The organism is Clostridium sulfidigenes (assembly GCF_000732635.1).
GTDB lineage: Bacteria > Bacillota > Clostridia > Clostridiales > Clostridiaceae > Clostridium_J > Clostridium_J sulfidigenes.
The window spans coordinates 1-21146 of record NZ_JPMD01000055.1; the positions used below are offsets into that span (position 1 = coordinate 1).

General features: G+C 29.8%; 20 protein-coding genes and 6 tRNA genes. 20 read left to right on the forward strand and 6 right to left on the reverse strand.

Features of this window, described 5'->3' with window-relative positions; translation table 11 throughout:
• Positions 1-69 precede the first annotated feature (69 nt).
• The 6 genes from IO99_RS17230 (at position 70) to IO99_RS17255 (ending at position 604) form a co-directional block, all read left to right on the forward strand.
• A tRNA-Gly gene (locus tag IO99_RS17230) sits at positions 70-144 on the forward strand.
• Between the two features lie 3 nt (positions 145-147).
• Positions 148-221: transfer RNA gene (locus IO99_RS17235), tRNA-Gly, on the forward strand.
• A 6-nt stretch (positions 222-227) separates the two neighbouring features.
• Positions 228-304, forward strand: a tRNA-Arg gene (locus tag IO99_RS17240).
• A 5-nt stretch (positions 305-309) separates the two neighbouring features.
• Positions 310-385: transfer RNA gene (locus tag IO99_RS17245), tRNA-Pro, on the forward strand.
• Between the two features lie 17 nt (positions 386-402).
• Positions 403-476: transfer RNA gene (locus tag IO99_RS17250), tRNA-Gly, on the forward strand.
• 51 nt (positions 477-527) lie between these two features.
• Positions 528-604, forward strand: a tRNA-Arg gene (locus IO99_RS17255).
• A gap of 179 nt (positions 605-783) precedes the next feature.
• Here the strand turns inward: IO99_RS17255 and IO99_RS17260 are convergent.
• From IO99_RS17260 to pflB, 4 genes are all read right to left on the reverse strand, one after another.
• A complete protein-coding gene (locus IO99_RS17260) occupies positions 784-1875 on the reverse strand; it encodes an AI-2E family transporter (RefSeq protein ID WP_035135658.1) in 1092 nt (363 codons plus the stop codon).
• Between the two features lie 151 nt (positions 1876-2026).
• Positions 2027-2476 carry a type III secretion system chaperone family protein gene (locus IO99_RS17265; RefSeq protein WP_035135659.1) on the reverse strand — a complete coding sequence of 150 codons (450 nt, stop codon included), beginning with the start codon at positions 2474-2476 and terminating at the stop codon, positions 2027-2029.
• A 205-nt stretch (positions 2477-2681) separates the two neighbouring features.
• Complete coding sequence (gene pflA, locus IO99_RS17270) at positions 2682-3425, reverse strand: pyruvate formate-lyase-activating protein (protein ID WP_035135660.1); 744 nt, start codon at positions 3423-3425, stop codon at positions 2682-2684.
• 174 nt (positions 3426-3599) lie between these two features.
• Positions 3600-5831, reverse strand: coding sequence for a formate C-acetyltransferase (gene pflB, locus IO99_RS17275; protein ID WP_035135661.1), 2232 nt, complete (start codon positions 5829-5831; stop codon positions 3600-3602).
• Between the two features lie 572 nt (positions 5832-6403).
• Here pflB and IO99_RS17280 point away from each other — a divergent pair.
• From IO99_RS17280 to IO99_RS17345, 14 genes are all read left to right on the forward strand, one after another.
• Positions 6404-7195, forward strand: coding sequence for a hypothetical protein (locus tag IO99_RS17280; protein ID WP_035135662.1), 792 nt, complete (start codon positions 6404-6406; stop codon positions 7193-7195).
• A 201-nt stretch (positions 7196-7396) separates the two neighbouring features.
• On the forward strand, positions 7397-8686 hold the full coding sequence (gene tig / locus IO99_RS17285; protein ID WP_035135663.1) for a trigger factor: 1290 nt from the start codon (positions 7397-7399) through the stop codon (positions 8684-8686).
• A gap of 122 nt (positions 8687-8808) precedes the next feature.
• A complete protein-coding gene (gene clpP, locus IO99_RS17290) occupies positions 8809-9393 on the forward strand; it encodes an ATP-dependent Clp endopeptidase proteolytic subunit ClpP (protein ID WP_035135664.1) in 585 nt (194 codons plus the stop codon).
• A gap of 18 nt (positions 9394-9411) precedes the next feature.
• Positions 9412-10704 (forward strand): ATP-dependent Clp protease ATP-binding subunit ClpX, encoded by a 1293-nt coding sequence (clpX, locus tag IO99_RS17295; RefSeq protein ID WP_035135666.1) that lies wholly within the window; start codon positions 9412-9414, stop codon positions 10702-10704.
• 139 nt (positions 10705-10843) lie between these two features.
• Complete coding sequence (gene lonB / locus IO99_RS17300) at positions 10844-12535, forward strand: ATP-dependent protease LonB (protein WP_035135668.1); 1692 nt, start codon at positions 10844-10846, stop codon at positions 12533-12535.
• A 316-nt stretch (positions 12536-12851) separates the two neighbouring features.
• Complete coding sequence (lon, locus tag IO99_RS17305) at positions 12852-15185, forward strand: endopeptidase La (protein ID WP_035135670.1); 2334 nt, start codon at positions 12852-12854, stop codon at positions 15183-15185.
• Entirely contained in the window at positions 15175-15765 is a 591-nt protein-coding gene (gene yihA / locus IO99_RS17310) for a ribosome biogenesis GTP-binding protein YihA/YsxC (RefSeq protein WP_035135672.1), read from the forward strand. The genes lon and yihA overlap by 11 nt, the downstream gene beginning before the upstream one ends.
• 109 nt (positions 15766-15874) lie before the next feature.
• Positions 15875-16606, forward strand: coding sequence for a CPBP family intramembrane glutamic endopeptidase (locus IO99_RS17315; RefSeq protein WP_035135674.1), 732 nt, complete (start codon positions 15875-15877; stop codon positions 16604-16606).
• Positions 16607-16859: 253 nt separating this feature from the next.
• The gene (locus tag IO99_RS19210; RefSeq protein WP_051824290.1) at positions 16860-17456 is read left to right on the forward strand and encodes a hypothetical protein; all 597 of its coding nucleotides are present in this window, start codon (positions 16860-16862) and stop codon (positions 17454-17456) included.
• Positions 17457-17520: 64 nt separating this feature from the next.
• A complete protein-coding gene (locus tag IO99_RS17325; protein ID WP_035135676.1) occupies positions 17521-17838 on the forward strand; it encodes a hypothetical protein in 318 nt (105 codons plus the stop codon).
• 129 nt (positions 17839-17967) lie between these two features.
• Positions 17968-18243, forward strand: a complete 276-nt coding sequence (locus tag IO99_RS17330; RefSeq protein ID WP_242844149.1) for a hypothetical protein — start codon at positions 17968-17970, stop codon at positions 18241-18243.
• A 180-nt stretch (positions 18244-18423) separates the two neighbouring features.
• Positions 18424-18819 carry a hypothetical protein gene (locus tag IO99_RS17335; protein WP_035135680.1) on the forward strand — a complete coding sequence of 132 codons (396 nt, stop codon included), beginning with the start codon at positions 18424-18426 and terminating at the stop codon, positions 18817-18819.
• A gap of 5 nt (positions 18820-18824) precedes the next feature.
• Positions 18825-19064: a hypothetical protein gene (locus tag IO99_RS17340; protein ID WP_035135683.1), complete on the forward strand. Its 240-nt coding sequence runs from the start codon at positions 18825-18827 to the stop codon at positions 19062-19064.
• Between the two features lie 55 nt (positions 19065-19119).
• On the forward strand, positions 19120-19395 hold the full coding sequence (locus tag IO99_RS17345) for a hypothetical protein (RefSeq protein ID WP_156964391.1): 276 nt from the start codon (positions 19120-19122) through the stop codon (positions 19393-19395).
• A 193-nt stretch (positions 19396-19588) separates the two neighbouring features.
• Here IO99_RS17345 and IO99_RS17350 read toward each other — a convergent pair whose 3' ends face one another.
• Positions 19589-20524, reverse strand: coding sequence for a hypothetical protein (locus IO99_RS17350; RefSeq protein ID WP_051824291.1), 936 nt, complete (start codon positions 20522-20524; stop codon positions 19589-19591).
• A 92-nt stretch (positions 20525-20616) separates the two neighbouring features.
• Positions 20617-21036: a transcriptional regulator PerR gene (gene perR, locus IO99_RS17355; RefSeq protein WP_035135687.1), complete on the reverse strand. Its 420-nt coding sequence runs from the start codon at positions 21034-21036 to the stop codon at positions 20617-20619.
• Positions 21037-21146 lie beyond the last annotated feature (110 nt).

Here is a 21146-nt window from a genome sequence, read left to right on the forward strand (position 1 = left end):
AGGATCTAGCGCCTTAGGCGTGGGGGTTCGACTCCCTTCACCTGCACCAATCATAAAAATAAAAAAAATGCGGGAGTGGCTCAGTGGTAGAGCGTCACCTTGCCAAGGTGAACGTCGCGAGTTCGAATCTCGTCTTCCGCTCCAAATGCGGGTGTAACTCAATGGTAGAGTGCTAGCCTTCCAAGCTAGTTACGAGGGTTCGATTCCCTTCACCCGCTCCAAAATATGCGTCTTTAGCTCAGCTGGATAGAGCAACGCCCTTCTAAGGCGTGGGCCAGGGGTTCGAATCCCTTAAGACGCACCATATATCGGGGTGTGGCGCAGATGGGAGCGCGCGTGGTTTGGGACCATGAGGTCGCAGGTTCAATCCCTGTCACCCCGACCACTTTAAATTAAATATGTGCGGGTGTAACTCAATGGTAGAGTGCTAGCCTTCCAAGCTAGTTACGAGGGTTCGATTCCCTTCACCCGCTCCATTTTTTTATTTTTTGAGAAGGTATTTTATAAGGAATTCATATTTTATTTTTGCACCCATAGCTCAGCTGGATAGAGCGCTGGACTTCGAATCCATCGGTGGCAGGTTCAAATCCTGTTGGGTGTACCATGAATGTAGTGATATCGACGATTTCAGTAGATGAAATCGTTGGTATTTTTTTATTATTAATTTATGATTAATGATGAAATTTACTCAGGAACAACAATATTAGAGAAAATGATAGAGTAAAAAGTAAAAAAATAAGCACTGATGAGTTAAATCAATAGTGCTTATTTTAATATTGGAAGTTATTTTTCAACTGTAATTTCCGTATTATGCTTATTTATCAAATAACAATATAAATTCTTAACAAGAATTTTAACAATGTTATATATAGGAACTGCAAGGAATGCTGCGAAGAAACCTCCAAAGTATACACTTATGGTAACTACTAAAATAGTTGTCAGTGGATGCATATTCAGTTGGTTACCAGTGATATTAGGGGTTATAACATTGCCTTCTAACTGCTGAACAATAACTGTAAGAATTATTATTTTAAGTACCATACCAAAGCCCATACTTAAGGATATAAGGATGGCTGGAATAATTCCCAGTATTACGCCTAAAAAAGGAATAAAGGCAGTTATAAGAGAAAATAGAGATAGAACAAGAGCATTAGGCATTCCAATGATTACATAACCTATAAACATAAGAACTCCGATGACACAAGCAACCATAATCTGTGAAGTAATATATTGTTTTAATACTGTATCAATTTCATGAAGTATTTTCAATATAATACTTTTAAATTTTCTTGGAAGAAAGGAAGTGAAAGTATTATATATTTTTTTGTCATCTTTAAGTATATAAAACATTATTATTGGTATTAAAATCATCTGAGCTATAAAATTACCTATAGAACTAGCAAATACATATATGTTTTTACTTATGTCTGTAAAAGAATTTACTAAATAGTTAGCGGCTTTTTGAAGTAATTCACCAATATTTAAAAATTCATTGATTTGTGGAAATAAGTAGCTATATTTATCTGCTAAGTTCTGTACGGATTCAATAATAGCTATGGTTAAACTTTCACCTTGAGTAGCTATTATCGATGAAGAATATATAAGCATATATACAATTAATACTATTATCAATAGTATTGAAAGGGCTGTAGCTATTCCACTTGATAATTTCCTGTTTTGAAGAAATCTTTTCACAGGTCTCACTAAATAGTAAAGAAAAATTGCTAAAACTATAGGTATAAACATAGCATTAAGAATTGTAGTTATAGGAGATAGTACAAAATTCATTTTACTGAAGAGTCCTATAGCTAATAGAATTAAATTTATTATTAAAAGAATTTGTATTATTTTATTAAAATTTTTATTTTTATTCATTTTTTCCTCCTCTAATTTAAATTTTAGAACAATGAAGACTTTGAGATCTATTTAACTATAATTAAGCTAATGCCATTATATGCCATAGCATAAATGATTAAAAAAATACATGCTAGAAAATTAAAACTAGCATGTTAGTTTTCTAGATTATTTAGTTGTGCAAGGTAGAAAGAATTTTAGGGTATTCCTCATCTACAGCTCTAAATATAATAGAAAGCATTTGGAAAACTAAATCTGCATCAAAGTTATCATTAAATGGTAGGGATACTTTTGCACTTATAATTTCATTATCCTCATAAAAGGATACATATTTATATGTAGAGTTTAATTCATTGAATAAAGCATATAACTTATATTTATCTTGAGCTTTAGATATAGAGGCTATATTAAAGCAGAAGATGTCAGCTAATGTATCATCATCTCTTAATGATATAACAGCTCTTCTATCTTGGCCACCTCCCAGAACTGGTTTAGTAACTCCGTTTATAGTGATCTTTTCAGGAAATGAAAAGATGGTAAATTCATCTACATTGAGTCCTTTGTTTAATGGAAGTCTATGTTCTTCTATATATTTTTCAAATTCTATAGCATTATTTCTCATACTATTTCCCCCTTGAATAAAATTTATATAAATATATTTTTTGAATATTATATATATTATAATGTATTAGTAATTATCTCATAAAAGAGATGGTTAGTAAATAGAATTGTATAACTTATAAGTATATGATTTAAATTATAATTTATTACTAACCTGTGGATAAACTTGGGGATTATGTGGAAAAAAATGTAAAAGTATTAACGGATTAAGAAATTTTACTCTTTTTACTCTGTTGAACTTTAGATATTAAATAATCTTGAAGTTGACTACAAGTTTCTTTGTCCATTTGATTTACACCATCTAGCCTATAGTCTATACCTAAACTCTCATACTTATTTACACCTAAAAGATGATAAGGTAATAATTCTATTTTATCTACATTAGGAATTTCTTCATGTATTATATTAGCTATCTTATCCATATGCTCTAAAGTATCTGTATAACCAGGAACTACCACATGCCTAACCCATACACGGGCTTTAGATTTTCTAAGAGCTGACAAGAATAAGTTAACATCTCGTGTATCCCTACCAGTAAGAGTTACATATCCATCACTATTAATATGTTTTACATCTAATAAAACTAGATCAGTATACTTTAATATTTCATCATAGTCACCGTGTCCATAGCCAGCGGTATCAATAGCTGTATGAATACCTAGCTCTTTGCATTTTTTTAATAATTCTAATAAAAATTCAGGTTGAACAAGAGGGTCTCCACCAGAGAATGTTACACCACCTCCAGAAGGTTGAAAATAGGGTTTAAATCTTATGATTTTATTTATAATTTCTTCAGAAGTGACTTCCTTACCATCTTTTAAGTTCCAAGTATCTGGATTGTGGCAATAAGCACACCTTAATTTGCATCCTTGAAAAAATACTACAGTTCTTATACCAGGACCATCGACTAAGCCCATGCTTTCTATTGAGTGAATTCTACCAGTTTTCATTATAAAGCCTCCTTGCAATTTAAACTAAATAACATAATTAACTTTATACAAAAAATAAATTGAATAATTTCTCTATAAAATTAATTTAAGTTCCTTTCAAAATACTAAATATAGTAGAGATATCTAACTAAGACATCTCTACTATGTTATTATAATTAATTCTTTTTATTTAGATTACATTGATGCGTGGAAAGTTCTGTTAACAACATCTAATTGTTGTTCTCTTGTTAGTTTAATAAAGTTAACAGCATATCCAGAAACTCTTACAGTCAACTGAGGATATTTTTCTGGATGATCCATAGCATCTAATAAAGTTTCTCTATTAAATACATTTACATTTAAGTGATGAGCATTTTGCACAAAATATCCATCTAATAAGTTACTTAAGTTTGATATTCTGTTTTCAGAGCACTTTCCTAAAGCATCTGGAATAATTGAGAAAGTATTAGAAATACCATCTTGAGAATATTCATATGGTAATTTAGCTACAGAGTTTAGAGATGCTAAAGAACCGCTACTATCTCTTCCGTGCATAGGATTAGCACCAGGAGCAAATGGCTCACCGGCTTTTCGTCCGCAAGGTGTTGAACCAGTTTTTTTACCATAAACTACATTTGAGGTTATAGTAAGCACTGATTGAGTGTGATATGCATTTCTGTATGTTTTGTTCTTTTTAACCTTATTCATCATAGTTTCAACTAAGTATACTGCTATATCATCAACTCTATCATCATCATTTCCATATTTAGGGAAGTCACCTTGGATTTCGAAGTCTACTGCTATTCCTTGTTCATTTCTAATAGGCTTAACTTTAGCGTATTTAATTGCAGATAAAGAGTCTGCACATACTGAAAGTCCAGCTATACCACATGCCATTGTTCTAAATACATCTCTATCATGTAAAGCCATTTGTAAAGATTCATAAGAGTATTTATCATGCATATAGTGAATAACATTCAATGTGTTAACATAAAGTTTAGCTAACCATTCTACCATAACATCGAATTTTTCTATAACTTCATCATAGCTTAAGTATTCAGAAGTGATTTTTTCCATCTTAGGAGCAACTTGTACTCCAGATTTTTCATCTACACCACCATTTATAGTGTATAATAAAGTCTTAGCTAAGTTTACTCTAGCTCCAAAGAATTGCATTTGTTTACCAACTTTCATAGCTGATACACAACAAGCTATAGCGTAGTCATCACCCCAATAAGTTGTCATTAAATCGTCATTCTCATACTGAACAGAGCTTGTATCAATAGATACTTTTGAACAGAAATCTTTAAATCCTTGAGGTAATCTTGTTGACCATAGTACAGTTAAGTTTGGCTCAGGTGATGCTCCTAATGTATATAATGTATTAAGCATTCTGAAAGAGTTTTTAGTTACTAATGTTCTTCCATCTAATCCCATACCACCTATTACTTCAGTAACCCAAGTTGGATCTCCGGAGAATAGGTTGTTATAATCAGAAGTTCTTAAAAACTTTACTAATCTTAACTTCATTACAAAGTGATCTACCATTTCTTGAGCATCTTCTTCAGTAAGAATGCCATTATCGATATCTCTTTGAATATATATATCAATGAAAGTAGAAGTTCTACCAAGAGACATAGCAGCACCATTTTGTTGTTTTATTGCACCAAGATACCCAAAATATAACCATTGAATAGCTTCTTGAGCATTTTTAGCAGGAACTGATATATCAAATCCATAACTAGCTGCCATTGTTTTTAACTCGTTAAGAGCCACTATCTGATCAGATAATTCTTCTCTTAATTGAATAACATCAGCATCTATAGTGCTAACTTCTAAGCTTTTCTTTTGTTGAATTTTATCTTCTATTAATCTATCTATACCATATAAAGCAACTCTTCTATAGTCACCTATGATTCTACCTCTTCCATAAGCATCTGGTAAACCTGTTACTATACCATACTTTCTAGCTAATTTCATTTCATCTGTATATGCATCAAAAACTCCTTGATTATGAGTTTTACGATGTTTTGAGAATATTTCAGAAATCAAAGGGTCAATTTCGTATCCATAAGATTTAGCTGCGGTTTCAGCCATTCTTATTCCACCTTGAGGCATAACGGCTCTTTTAAGTGGAGCGTCAGTTTGAACACCAACAATTTTTTCAAGATTCTTATCTATATACCCTGGGTTATATGCATCTATCTTAGATATGGTTTTAGTATCAACATCTAAAACTCCACCGTGTTCTATTTCTTTTTTAAATAATTCGCTTACTTCATTCCACAATTTGTTTGTAGCTTCTGTAGCACCTGTTAAAAATGATGCATCACCTTCATATGGAGTATAGTTAGTTTGAATGAAGTCTCTTATATTAACTTCCTTTTTCCAAGTTTTGCCTTTAAAGCCATTCCATTGAGTAAACATATATAATCCTCCTAAAAAATAATTTTTAATAAAATTAAAGTATAAAACAGATGTAGTTTATTTGTTTTATGTACTAAAATTATTAATCAATAATTTGAATTTAAATTTAATTTTATCTCCATCTGTTATAATTGTACAACTATAACAGATGAAAAACAACAGTTTTTTTAACAGGGATAAAAGATTAAAAATTGAGAAAATTCAAACAAGTAAAGGATTAAATTTGCGAAATTCAGTAAAAAAGATAATTGCAAGGAGACATTTAACAATTTTCATTAAAGGTTAATTTGAAGATGAATATAACAGTTTAAATGAAATTTTGAAACAGAGAGAAGTTAATTTGTTGTAAAATACAATTTCATATATTAAAGTAATACAGCAATGATAAATGAAAAAATAAAATAAAAAATAAAGCTGGTTAATATAATTAAATAAATTAATTGTAAATTTAAATTGATTTGGTATAAAAAAATGTTAATTTATAATAAGTTGAGTTATAATAAGTTATGAGAATATAATTATTAATCAAAATGTATAGTGAAATAATAAAGTTAACTATGGAGGTAAAAGCTGTGAGGAAAAAGCCAAGTATGTTTAGTAAGGATTATCGCAGACAGTTAAAGCTGAGGCGTATAAAATATATGATTATATTTTTGATTATAATAATGGTTATTGGGATAACTGGATTAGTTTTTACTAATAGAGAAGGAATAGTGGCTATAAAAAATTTTTTTATTAAAGAAAGTACAGAGGACAATAACCATAAATCAGAAGAAAATAAGAATAAAACTGAAGAAAATTCTGAAGAGGAAAGTGTTGTAGAGGAAAAGTCTACTAAAACCTATTCAGATGTAGTTCTTAAATCAGGAAAAAAAGTTACTATTAATTATGAAGAAAAAGATCAAGTTAAGAAAATCAACACAATTGATTCAGATTCACAAGTTAAATGTAGTATAGCCCCATCACAAGAAATGATTTTAATTTTAGACAAAGAAGCTCAAGATATGTATATTTTAAATAGTAACGAGAAACTAATAAACATTACCAACGAACAGTATGTATCAACTACTAATGAAGTATTTAACAAGGAAAACGTATTAAAATATAATCCTTCTTATAAATGGGTTGAAAGTGCACAATTTATTGACAATACACATATTGCATATTCTAGTAGCTTGCCTTGGATAAATAACAGTGATGATAAGTATTTGTGGATATATAACATGGAGAGTAATACCCATAGGGGATTTTATAATGTAAAAGGAAAAACTTTTGAAGTGGGACAAATAACAGATAAGGGTCTTACTATATCTTTAGACAATAAGGAAATAGTTGTGGATAAAGATGGTAAAATAGTTGAATAAATATATCATGGGAAAAAGTATTGTACATAATAATAGTATTATTGTATAATTTATTAGGTAATATTTAATTTATTATCATAAATTTAGAGAATGATGATGGATCTGACTAACAGTTAAATGATGAAATGTACTATTTACTTTACTAAATTTATGTTATAATTTTAAGAAATACAGAGTTGGGAATATTAGGAGGAAGAAATAATGAACGTTAAAATGGAGAAGCTAGAAAAAAACGTTGTTAAATTTGAAGTAACAATAGGAGCAGATAAATTTGCAGAGGCTGTTAAAAAATCTTATGCAAAAAATGCGAAAAAATTCAATGTGCCTGGATTTAGAAAAGGTAAGGCTCCAATGAATATAATTAAACAATACTATGGTGAAGGTGCATTATATGAAGATGCTATAAACTACATATATGAAACTACTTATCCAGAAGTATTAGCAGAAAACAATATAAATCCAGTAGATTATCCATCAATTGATATTGTTCAAATTGGTGAAGGTAAGGAATTTATATATACTGCGTCAGTACCAGTAGTACCAGAAGTTGAATTAGGTGCTTATAAAGGAATAGAAGCAAAGAAAGAAGTAGTAGAAGTTACAGATGAGGATGTAGAAAATAAATTAAAAGAATTACAAGCTCAAAATACAAGAGTAGAAGTTAAAGAGGGAGCTGTTGAAAAAGGTGATATAGCTGTTATAGACTTCAAAGGGTATGTAGATGAAGTTGCTTTTGAAGGCGGAGAAGCTAAAGATTACGAATTAGAAATAGGTTCAGGTAGCTTTATTGATAACTTTGAAGACCAATTAGTTGGATTAACAGCTGGAGAGTCTAAAGACGTAAACGTTAATTTCCCAGAACAATATGGAAAAGAAGATTTAAATGGAAAACCAGCTAAATTTGAGGTAACAGTTAAATCAGTTAAGAAAAAAGAATTACCAGAAATAACTGATGAATTTGCTAGTGAGGTTTCTGAATTTGAAACTTTAGAAGAACTTAGAAACAATATAAAAGAAGAATTAGTAAAAGCTAACGAGTTGAAAGCAATTAATGACTATGAAATGGCTGTTATAGAAGCTGTAGTAGCTAATGCTAATGTGGAAATTCCAGATGCTATGGTAAATAGAGAATTAGATGGAATGCTACAAGATTTAGAAAATAGATTAAAGTATCAAGGTTTAGATATAGAAAGTTACTTCAAGTTTACAAATACTTCAGAAGCTGACTTTAGAGAACAAATGAAAGATATAGCAACTAAAAATGTTAAAAACGAATTAGTATTAAGTGAAATTGCTAAAGCTGAGAAAATTGAAGCATCAGAAGACGAGATAAGAGAAAAAGCTACAGAGATTGCTAGCAAGTATGGTGAAGCTGAGAAATTGGAAGAAACTGTTGATAGATTAGTTCAAGTTCAAAGAGAATACCTTGGAACTCAAATAGTAAATGAAAAAATTAAGAACATGATAATGGAAAATAGCAAAACTATTTAAGTTAATTAATAATTGCCAGTATATACTGGCAATTATTTTAAATAAAATAGGTTAAAATAATTTTAATGAGGATATAATAGTAAATATTCTAATATATTTACAATAGTAAGGAGGTTGTAATTATGAGTTATATACCAATGGTTGTAGAGCAAACTGGTAAGGGCGAGCGATCTTATGATATATATTCTAGATTATTAAAAGAAAGAATTATTTTTTTATCAGATGAAGTAAATGATGTTACTGCTAGTTTAATTGTAGCGCAACTTTTATTTTTAGAGTCAGAGGATCCAGATAAGGATATATATCTATATATAAATAGCCCTGGTGGTTCAATAACTTCTGGAATGGCAATTTATGATACTATGAACTATATAAAGCCGGAGGTTTCTACAATTTGTGTAGGAATGGCTGCATCTATGGGAGCTTTTTTACTTGCAGCAGGACAAAAAGGAAAAAGATATGCGCTTCCTAACAGTGAGATAATGATACATCAGCCGTTAGGTGGATTTAAAGGTCAAGCAACTGACATTGATATTCATGCTAAAAGAATATTAAAGATAAAAGAAACTCTTAATGAAATATTAAGTGAAAGAACAGGCAAGCCTTTAGATAAAATAAAACAAGATGTTGAAAGAGATTATTTTATGTCTGCGGATGAAGCTAAGGAATATGGATTAGTAGATGAAGTAATTGTTAAAAAGAAATAGCTTTAAAGGGGTGTCAACATGCCAAGAAATGAAGAAAAGAAAAAATTTAAATGTTCTTTTTGTGGAAAAAGTGAAGAACAAGTAAGAAGACTTATTGCAGGTCCAGGTGTATATATTTGTGATGAGTGCATCGAGCTGTGTTCTGAAATCATAGTAGACGAAAGAGAAGAGGATGTCCAAATTGACATGGGCACATTACCTAAACCTAAAGAAATTAGAAAGTATTTAGATCAGTATGTAGTAGGGCAAGATGATGCTAAAAAGGCTTTGTCTGTAGCAGTGTATAATCATTATAAAAGAATAAATTCTAATGTTATGGATAATGATATAGAACTACAAAAAAGTAATATACTTCTTTTAGGACCAACAGGTTCAGGTAAAACTTTATTAGCTCAAACACTAGCAAAAATGTTAAATGTACCTTTTGCAATAGCAGATGCTACAACCCTTACGGAAGCTGGATATGTAGGTGAGGACGTAGAAAATATATTATTAAAATTAATTCAAAACTCTGATTATGATATAGAAAGAGCTGAAAGAGGCATTATCTATATCGATGAGATTGATAAGATTGCACGTAAGTCTGAAAATCCATCTATAACTAGAGATGTTTCTGGTGAAGGTGTTCAGCAAGCTTTACTTAAAATTCTTGAGGGAACTGTATCTTCTGTACCACCACAGGGAGGAAGAAAACATCCACATCAAGAGTTTATCCAAATAAATACATCTAATATATTATTTATTTGTGGTGGAGCTTTTGATGGATTAGAAAAAATTATAACAAAGAGAACTCAAAAATCAGCCATGGGATTTGGTGCAGAGGTGGTATCTAAGGAAAAACAAGACTTAGGAGAATTATTTAAGCAAATAATGCCAGGTGATTTACTGAAGTTTGGATTAATTCCAGAGTTTGTAGGAAGAATTCCTGTAATAGTAACTTTAGATAACTTAGATGAAGATGCTCTTGTAAAAATATTAAGTGAACCTAAAAATGCATTAGTAAAGCAGTATCAAAAGTTATTAGAAATTGATGATGTTAGACTTGAATTTGATGAAAATGCTCTTATAGCTATAGCTAAAGAAGCAATAAAGAGAAGCACAGGAGCAAGGGGATTAAGAGCAATAATAGAAGATATAATGCAGGAGATAATGTATGAGATTCCTTCACGTGAAGAAATAGAAAAGGTTATAATTCATGAAGAAACTTTAAATACAAAGATTCCTGAATATATCATTGCAGACAGTGGAAAAAGAGAACCTTTAAAAATAGATAGTAAAAAGGGCGTAAAGAGAACACCTGAACTTGCATAATATAAAAACTGCTGAATTTCAGCAGTTTTTTCTTGTTATAGAATATTAATCCAATATATTGTGAATAATACTATTGTGACTTAAATAATTAGTAAAGGGAGGGAAGATTAGTTTGCTTATAAAGTAGGCTAATATTGATATGGAACCAGTAGCGATTTTAATTATGCTAATACAACTATTAGTTACAATAGTAATGGGAATTTACTTCTTTAATGCATTAAAGGGACAAAAATCATCTAAGATTACAATTAATAAAGAGAACACTAAAGAAATTGAAAAGCTGAGAAAGTTAAAAAGTATATGTTTGACCGAGCCTTTAACAGAAAAGAGTAGACCTCGAAATTTTGAAGATATAATTGGTCAAGAAAAGGGGATTAAGGCTTTAAAAGCAGCCATATGTGGTCCCAATCCTCAACATGTTATAATATATGGACCTCCAGGAATAGGAAAAACAGCAGCAGCAAGACTGGTATTAGAAGAGGCAAAACTAATTCCAGCTTCACCATTTAAGGCAACTTCTTCTTTTGTAGAAATTGATGCTACAACTATAAGATTTGATGAAAGAGGAATAGCGGATCCATTAATAGGATCAGTTCATGATCCAATATATCAGGGGGCGGGTCCATTAGGTGTTATAGGGGTACCACAACCAAAACCTGGAGCAGTTACAAAAGCACATGGAGGAGTCCTATTTATTGATGAAATAGGTGAATTACATCCTATAGAAATGAATAAGTTATTGAAAGTTTTAGAAGATAGAAAAGTATTTTTGGATAGTGCATATTATAATAGTGAAGATCCTAATATGCCATCTTATATTAAAGAGATATTTGAAGAAGGACTTCCTGCTGACTTTAGATTAATAGGTGCAACAACTAGAAGTCCAGAAGAAATAGTTCCAGCTATCAGGTCTAGATGTGTAGAAATATTTTTTAGAGCTCTAGATGGTGATGAAATTGAGATAATTGCAAAAAATGCAGCGGAAAAAATTGGAATATCGATAGAAGAAGAAGCAGCAAAACTAGTTGGAATGTTTGCTAATAATGGTCGTGATGCTGTAAATTTGGTTCAATTAGCTTGTGGAATTGTAATTAATGAAAATAGAAATACTGTTAGTATAAATGAAATACAATGGGTTATTGAGAACGGTCAATACTCACCAAAGCCTAATAAAAAAATATGTGCGAAGCCAAAGGTTGGTTATGTAAATGGTCTTGCGGTATATGGTTCAAATGTTGGATCTGTAATGGAAATAGAGGCAACAGCAACTAAGGCAAGAGAAAGAGAAGGAATAGTAAAAATAACAGGTATTGTTGAGGAAGAGGAATTAGGAGATAAGGGCAGAAAATTAAAACGAAAAAGTACAGCAAGAAATTCTATTGATAATGTAATTACAGTGTTGGAGAGAATATACAACATAGATACAAAAAAATACGATATACATGTTAATTTTCCAGGGGGAATTCCTGTAGATGGTCCTTCGGCTGGAATAAGTATGACTACTGCAATCTATAGTGCAATAACAGGTAGGAGTGTAGATAATAATACAGCTATGACAGGAGAAATATCTATTCATGGTGAAGTAAAGCCAGTTGGTGGTGTTACAGCTAAGATTACTGGTGCTATAAAAGCTGGTGCAACAAAGGTTTTAATTCCAAAAGAAAATTGGCAAGAGGTATATAAAGATTATAAAGATATAAAAGTAATACCGGTAAATACTATAAAGGAAGTAATAGATGAAGCAATAATAAAAGAACAAATTCTTCACATAAGTGTAGAGAAAAAAGATCAAGGGTTTGAAGTGAATATGTTACCTCAATTAGATGCCTAAATCTAATCCCTATAGAAGTTCAATGGATAAAACTTTTATAGGGATTATTTAATTGAAAAATTATATTTTTATAGGTATAATATACTAGTCTAATTATAATTAATACAACAACGACATATCATTTAGATGTTTATTAAAGTAGGATTTTCTTTTATAAGTTGTATTTTACAATAAAAAAGAAAACACTGCACTGCCCTGAAAGATTCCTGTATAAATACTTTAGGTTGAATTATTAGTTTGAGCAAACTAGGTAAGATTTTATAATATGAAATTAAGTAAGATTAAATAATAGATTAGATAGAAATGAGGAGATGTTATGGAAAATCAAATAATGAAACTTCCATTAATTCCCCTTAGGGGATTAAGTATCTTTCCACATATGGCTTTAAACTTTGATATAGGAAGAAAGAAATCTATAGAAGCAATTAATAGAGCCATGGATGAAGATCAGAAGATATTTATAATAAGTCAAAGAGAATCAACTACTGAAAATCCAACTGAAAAAGATATATATAATGTTGGATGTGTATGTACAATAAAGCAATTTATGAAGTTGCCAGGGAATCACTTGCGAGTATTAGTAGAGGGAGAATATAGGGCTAAACTTGTAAAATATTTAGATGAAGATGATTGTATAAGTGCAGAAGTTGAAGCTGTTGAAGAGTTAGATATAGAAGATAAAACAGAATCTGAAGGATATAAAAACTCACTAAATGATATGTTTATTAATTACTTAGAATTAGCTGGTGAAGAATTTAAAGATTTAATAGTGGAATTAGAAGAAGAAGAAGATAATAGTGTATACTGCGATGTAATAAGTGCATTTCTACCGGTAAAGGCTGATGTAAAGCAGGAGTTATTAGAAATTACTTCAATAAAAGAAAGAATGGAAAAATTATTAGTTATTCTTAAAAAAGAGATTGAAGTTGTAAAAGTAGAGAAGCTTATAAGTAATAAGGTTAAAGCTAGAGTAAGTGCATCTCAAAAGGAGTACTATCTTAGAGAACAACTTAAGGTAATTCAAGAAGAACTAGGAGAAGAGGATGAGTTTGGAAGAGAAATAGCTAATTATGAAAAAAAATTAGGGCAAATTAAATTACCTAAAGATGTTAAAACTAAGATAGAATTTGAAATTAATAGACTTAAAAATATTGGGCCTTCATCTCAAGAGGGATCGGTTATAAAAACTTATTTAGATACTATTTTAGGTATGCCATGGAATAAGCTAACAAAAGATAATTTAGACTTAACTAATGCTAGAAAAGTTTTAGATGAGGAACATTACGGACTAGAAGACGTAAAAGAAAGAATTATAGAATATTTAGCAGTTAGAAAAATGAGTAAATCATTAAAGTCACCTATAGTATGCTTAGTTGGACCGCCAGGGGTTGGTAAAACATCTATTGCAAAATCAGTGGCTAATTCACTAGGACGAAAATTTGTAAGAATGAGTTTAGGTGGAGTAAAAGATGAGGCTGAAATTCGAGGCCACAGAAAAACTTATGTAGGAGCAATTCCAGGACGAATTGTATCTGCATTAAAGGAAGTTGGTTACAAAAATCCAGTATGCCTATTAGATGAAATAGATAAAGTATCAAAGGATTATAAAGGAAATGTAGAAGATGCTCTTCTTGAGGTGCTAGATTCAGAACAGAATAAGACCTTTAGGGATCATTATATAGATGTAGAGTTTGATTTGTCAAAGGTATTATTTATAACTACAGCAAATACTTTAGATACTATATCTAGACCACTATTAGATAGAATGGAAGTAATAGAGGTTTCAGGCTATACTACAGAAGAAAAATATGAAATAGCAAAGAAATATTTAGTACCTAAAGTTATGAAGGAATATTCTGTGGAAGATGGTCAGATTATAGTTAATGAAAGTGCTTTAAGAACTATAATAGATAGATATACAAGAGAATCAGGAGTTAGGAATCTAGAAAGAAAGATAGCTTCAGTAATAAGAAAATCTATAACCGAAATAATAGAAAGTAATAAGAAAAAAATAACTATAAATTCTTTAACTGTTAAGAAGTATCTAGGTTCTGAATTGTATAGCTATGATGATTTAGATAAAGAGGATAAGATTGGAGTAGTCACAGGTCTTGCATGGACTGGATATGGTGGTGATACGCTTCCCGTAGAAGTAGCAGTAATGGATGGTGATGGTAAACTTCAACTTACAGGCCAACTAGGAGATGTAATGAAGGAATCAGCTAAGGCGGGTTACAGTTATGTAAGGGCTCATTGTGACATGTATGGTATAGATAAAGAATTTTATAAAAATAAAGATATACACATTCATATACCAGAAGGAGCTATTCCAAAGGATGGTCCATCAGCTGGAGTTACTATGGTTACAGCTATGGTTTCTGCTTTAAGTAACAGAAAAATAAAATATTCAGTAGCTATGACAGGAGAAGTTACTTTAACTGGTAGAGTATTACCTATAGGGGGACTTAAAGAAAAAAGTCTGGCTGCTTACAGAATGGGAATAAAAACTATAATTATTCCTAAAGCTAATGAAAAAGACTTAAAGGATATACCAAAAGTTATAAAAAATAGAATAAAATTTATACCAGTAGAAAAAATTGAAGATGTATTGAAGAATGCACTAGTTGGAGAAGAGAAAAATGGAAATTAAACAAGCAGAATTTAAAACTTCGGCTGTAAAGCCCACCCAATATCCAGAAGATGGAATGTGTGAAATTGCCTTTGTTGGTAGATCTAATGTAGGAAAGTCGTCACTTATTAATACTTTAACAAATAGAAGAAAGTTAGTTAAGGTAAGTGGTACACCTGGCAAAACAAGACTTATAAATTTCTTTACTATAAATAATAAGCTATACTTTGTAGATTTACCTGGATATGGATATGCTAAAGTGTCAAAAAGCGAGAAGGCTACTTGGGGAAAAATGATGGAACAATATTTAATAAATAGGCCAGAATTGAAAAAAGTAGTTATTTTAGTGGACTGTAGGCATAAACCAACTGGTGATGATATAATGATGTATGAGTGGATTAAGCATTATGGTTATGAAGTTATAGTTGTAGCAACTAAAAAAGATAAGTTAACTAAAAGTGAATTACAGAGGAGTGCTAAGGTAATAAAAGAAACCTTAAAGCTTGGAAAAGAAGATAAATTATTGTTCTTCTCTTCTTTAAAAAAGGAAGGAAAAGAAGAATTACTTGAGGAAATATTTAAAGACTTAGGAATCGAATAAAATAAAGGGTTATTGATTAGAGAAATCAATAACCCTTTATTTATGATATAATAATATTGATTTACTTTTAAACATATAAGTATATATGTGATTAAAGAGGGGTGTTTATTTGAAGATATTAGGAAATTTATTTATTATATTTATGCTTTATATTTTACCACTAGTATTTTATCTAAGAACAGTGAAAATAAAAAGAAATTCTAAGCTAATTAAAATTATAGTGATTATAGCATATATATCATTGTATTTCTTATTACCGGAACTTTATAATAATATATTACCTTTTGTTTTAATAATTTTTATTTTAGCTAATTGGGTTATTTCAAAATGTAAGAATGATGATTATATAAAATACAGGTTTTCTTTAGGTGATTTTAAAATAGGTAAAGCATTGATATATGTGTTATTAGTTTATGGATTTATAATAATGTGTGGTTTGTTTTGGTTTTTATTACTATTATTGTTTAAAATACCTATTGAACAACAACAAGTTATAACTATGCTAAGTAATTATGATTTAGTTTCTTTTTTAATAACTATTCCTTTTACAGTTATTTTTGCACCAGTGGTTGAAGAATTCGTTTTTAGGTACTTATTTTATGGTAAGTTTTTAAGAAGTAGATTTAAGGGTGAGTTTGGATTTATAATATCTGCATCTATTGTTAGTATATTATTTGCATCTATTCACTTTAGTATTAGTGCTTTTGCTTCGTTATTTGTAGTAAGTTTTTTCAACTGCTATATAATTGAAAAGGAAGGGTTTTGGTATTCAGTATTTACCCACTTATTTGTTAATGGAGTTTCTACTGTTATATTACTTCTAAGCAAGATAATTTTATAGTAATAAGATAATAAAAAGTCATCTTATAATTTTCTTTATTGAAAATTATGAGATGACTTTTTTATCACCGATTTTATGGAAAAACATATATTGTAGTAAAGAGGCTTAGGAAAAACACACTAAAAATACTATAGATTAAATATATAAAAAACTTCAAAAATATAATTATCAGTGTCAAAACTTAAGCAAAATCATATAGTATATTATACAAATGATGATATAAAAATGTAAATATAATAGGAGGATAAAAACTATGAGTGACTATTCAAATCTATATCAGATGTTTGGCGGAACATGTACAGATGGAAACCCTTCTCAAAACTTTGGATTTGGAAGTGGAAAAATACTAATTTGGATAATAATAATACTAATTTTCTGTAGAGGTGGATTCGGCGGAAACCGTGGATGCGGCGGATTCGGAGGAAACTGTGGATGTGGTGGATTCGGTGGATTCGGAGGAAACTGTGGATTCGGTGGATTCGGCGGAAACTGTGGATGCGGTGGAAATGATTGCTGTTGTGATCCTTGTGATTGCTCATGCTGTTGCTGTGAACCTTGCTGCTGTAAATGTAAAGAATATTGCTGCTGCTGTGGTGGAGTAAGAAAAGATCGTAAAAAACAAAAGCATTATATTATAGAAACTGCTTCATGCAACCCATGCCAATTTACCCAATGTTGTAACCCATGCTGTGACCCATGTTGCAATCAAAATCAATGTAGTGGCAATACTGGTTGTTTTGGAAATAGTGGTTTTGGTGGCTTTGGCGGATGTAATATATGCCAAATAATTCTTATAATAGCAATTTTTCTTATAAGAAGAACACCTCAACAAGTATGTAAACCATGCTAAAGAATAAAGAGTAGATAAGCATATAGATAAGAAAACGATAAATAAAGATTGGAGGAATGAATAAATGTGTGGATATTCAAATAATAGAGGTAACTCACAAGCATGTACTATTCTTTTAATAATAGTTATTCTTGCAAATCAAGGATTACTAGATGGTTCATCAAAGTCTAAAAATGCATTAACATTACTTTTCTTATATTGGTTATGTGGATTCAATGGTGGATGTGGAAGTAATAATATGTTAGGAAACTGCAACTTTGGATCAATGTGTGGAAACCAATGTTCATGTAGATGTGGATGTCAATGCAAGTGTAAATGCTGTAAATGTAAATGCAAAGAAAGAAAATGTAAATGCAAAAGAATAAAAGTTTGTTGTGCATAATACAATAAATATCAAACTAACTAAAGGACTATTAATTAGCAAGAGAAAAAGTTAATAAGTATCAACAAATGGTTTTAAGTGATTAATCTATGATAATTAGAAAGTACACTTCACAAGAAGGAGGAATTAATGATGTGTGGATGCGGAAATATAGGAAATTCAGGTTGCGGCTTTCAACCATGTACAATTCTACTATTAATCGTAATTCTAAAAAATCAGTGTTTGCTAGACACAGAATGTAATTCAAGTGCTAGAAATGCATTAACTTTAATATTCTTATATTGGTTATGTTGCTCTGGTGGATTTGGTGGATTTGGATTTAATAGAGGAAATGCTGGATTTGGCCATAATAATTTTAATAATGGATGTTGCTGCAGAAAACAATGCTGCTGTAAATGTTGCTAAACTATAAGATGTTTAAACAAAAGTAAGGACTGCTTATAAAAGTAGAAATAACAATGGATAAAGAATGATGTAAACCATGGCCCAGTATAGGGGGGTTTCTAGAAAAGTAAGAAAATTAGCAGTCCATGTTATTCATGGATTGCTTTTTTAAAATTTTATAATAAGTAAAGAGGTGAGTAGATGGGAAAGCATAAGCATAGAAAAAGAGATAGAGAAGAAAATTATGTGCAAGAGCAAAATAATAATGGATACTTTGGAGGATATAATGGTAATAATCCAATGAATAATAATATGGGCATGAATGCAATGAATATGGCTGCTAACTTAGGTGCAATGGGAATGAATAATCCAGTTGGAATGAACAACACAATGGGAATGAATAATCCAATGGGAATGAATAATCCAATGGAAATGAATCCAATGGGAATGATGAATCCAATGGGAATGAATAATATGGTAGGAAATAATCCGTTGGCTAGTATATTAGGAGGCATGGGCGGAAACTTTAATGGTATTCTGGACTTGCTTAGCAATTTAGGCATAGGCGGAGGTAACACAGGGATAGTGGTGATTTAATTAGCATGATATCTTCTTTATTAGGGGGAGGTAATACGCAAGCACCTTCTAATAATGTAAACAATGGTAATAATTCAGTAAATAATTATAGTTCTATAGAACAATTTTTATCTCAGATTAAACCAGAGGATATAGAACAATTAAAAACATTGCTACAGAATATGAATTCTAATAATTATAGTGATAGTAATAATGTCAATAATGAAAATGTTGAAGAGTATACAGAGATAAAAAAAAAAAGATAAAGAATCAGTAGATGAAATATTAGCTAATCTTGACTTTAATGCCATATTGAATAACATGAATAACTTGGAGTTTTCACGAATAGATTTTTCCAATGTAGATTTAAATAATTTAGACATAAATGACATTATAAAAAGTGATGAGTTTTCAGAAGAAAATATTACTACAGTAGATGAAGCAGATATAATTGAAGAGAACATATTTAGAGATGAAAAAGGGTTAACGGAGGAAGAGTATAATAAGATTATAAATATATTGATTAGACTCATTGATCCAAATAAGATTAAATTATTACAAAAAATTTTTGAATATAATAATTTAGAAAAAGATTAAAATATTTAAAAAAGATGTATATAAAATATAATTTAGTCAATAATAAAAATGTAATGGAAGTTAAAATCTCCATAAACCTCTAGAAGTAATTTTAGAGGCCCCCCCATCCCCCTGGGACCGTTAGGTCCCATTTTTATTTTTTGAATATAATAATTCCAATAATGGGATGAGAAAATTAAAAAGGTAAAATAACTTAATATATATTAACAGAGGTAATTTTAAATGGAAAATCATTATCATTATATTTATTTATCATTAAATTTATAGTTAAATTACTTACTTTTTTACTATCAGATGTGCTTATTACTCTAAAGTTTAATATCCAATTTTCACATGTTATATTTCCAGTATTATCCCAAGCTAAATCTGTAAAATAACCATCTTGAAATTTATAATAATTTGATCCATTAGCAAGTCTAAAAATACTCTCTAAATCTGAGCCGCTTATTTGAGAGTAAAAATAGTTGGGAACAGACAAGTAAGGATCAGGCAAACTTTCTATTAGGCATATAAAGTTAGTTATAGTATCTTTGCCTGGTAAAGATGTAGTCAGATTATTATTAAATTCTTTAAGGGAGCCTTGATTATATAAATATCCCTTTAAATTAATATTATTATCTTGAAAATTACCTGATATAATTTTAGGAGTTTTACTATTAGCACTATCTATAAATCCTAATAAATTATTAGTAGAACAAAATATGTCATCATATCCATTTCCATTCCAAGAAAAAATATGTTGAACAGCTTTATTATGAAAAGAGCTTTGAATAAATATTTCTTTAGAATTATCTCTAGAAATATCTAAGGTAGAAACCCTTACAGGCCAATATGTGCAATATTCTCCAAGGGTCTGCAAATTTTTATCATAGTTTAAACTATAGGTTTCATTACTGTTTAAATTTACCTGAGCTAATAAGTCAGAGTTGGATTTTTTAATAAATATGGAGTCTTTTTTATTATCATTATTTAAATCTTCATTAATTACAATGTTTTCTTCAGATAAGTTGAATACATTTTTTCCTTTTAAGTTATCTTCTTCAAAAAATAGTTTAAAAAAACATAAAGTAGCTAATACAAATAAGAATATATTAAATAATTTAGTATGCAAATTATTTTTCTTATACACTATAATCACCCCTCTATAAATTATATGTGTAAAGAGAGATAATAATTATTAAAAATTAGACAAATAAAAAAGAGATTAGATGATCTAATCTCTTATTTTGATTTCTTGCACATAGGGCATAGTCCATAAAAATATACTTTATTAGAAATAATCTCATAATCTGTATTATCTTTTACACTAGAATTTAGAAAATCAAAGTTAACACCTTCTAAATCATCTACCCTAGAGCATTTTATACAATGTATATGAGGATGTGGATCAGCAAAACCATCATATCTAAAGTTGCCTTCTCCAACATTAATCTCTTGAATTAAATTAACGTCTACTAAAACCTTTAGCGTTTTATAAACTGTTGCTAAACTCATAGTTGGATACGCTTCTTTTAAAGCTTTATGAATTGTTTCAGCTGATGGATGTTCTTTTGTTGATTTCAAGTAATTGTATACGGCTATACGCTGAGGTGTAAGTTTCAGTTTTTTTTCTTTGAAAACTTGGGTAAAATTAATATCCATTGAATCACCTCTATAGTTATTTATTATAGATATTATATAATAAAAATTATCCATTGTCAAAGGGAAAGAATGGATAATGATTATTATATAATATAGCTATATTATATAAT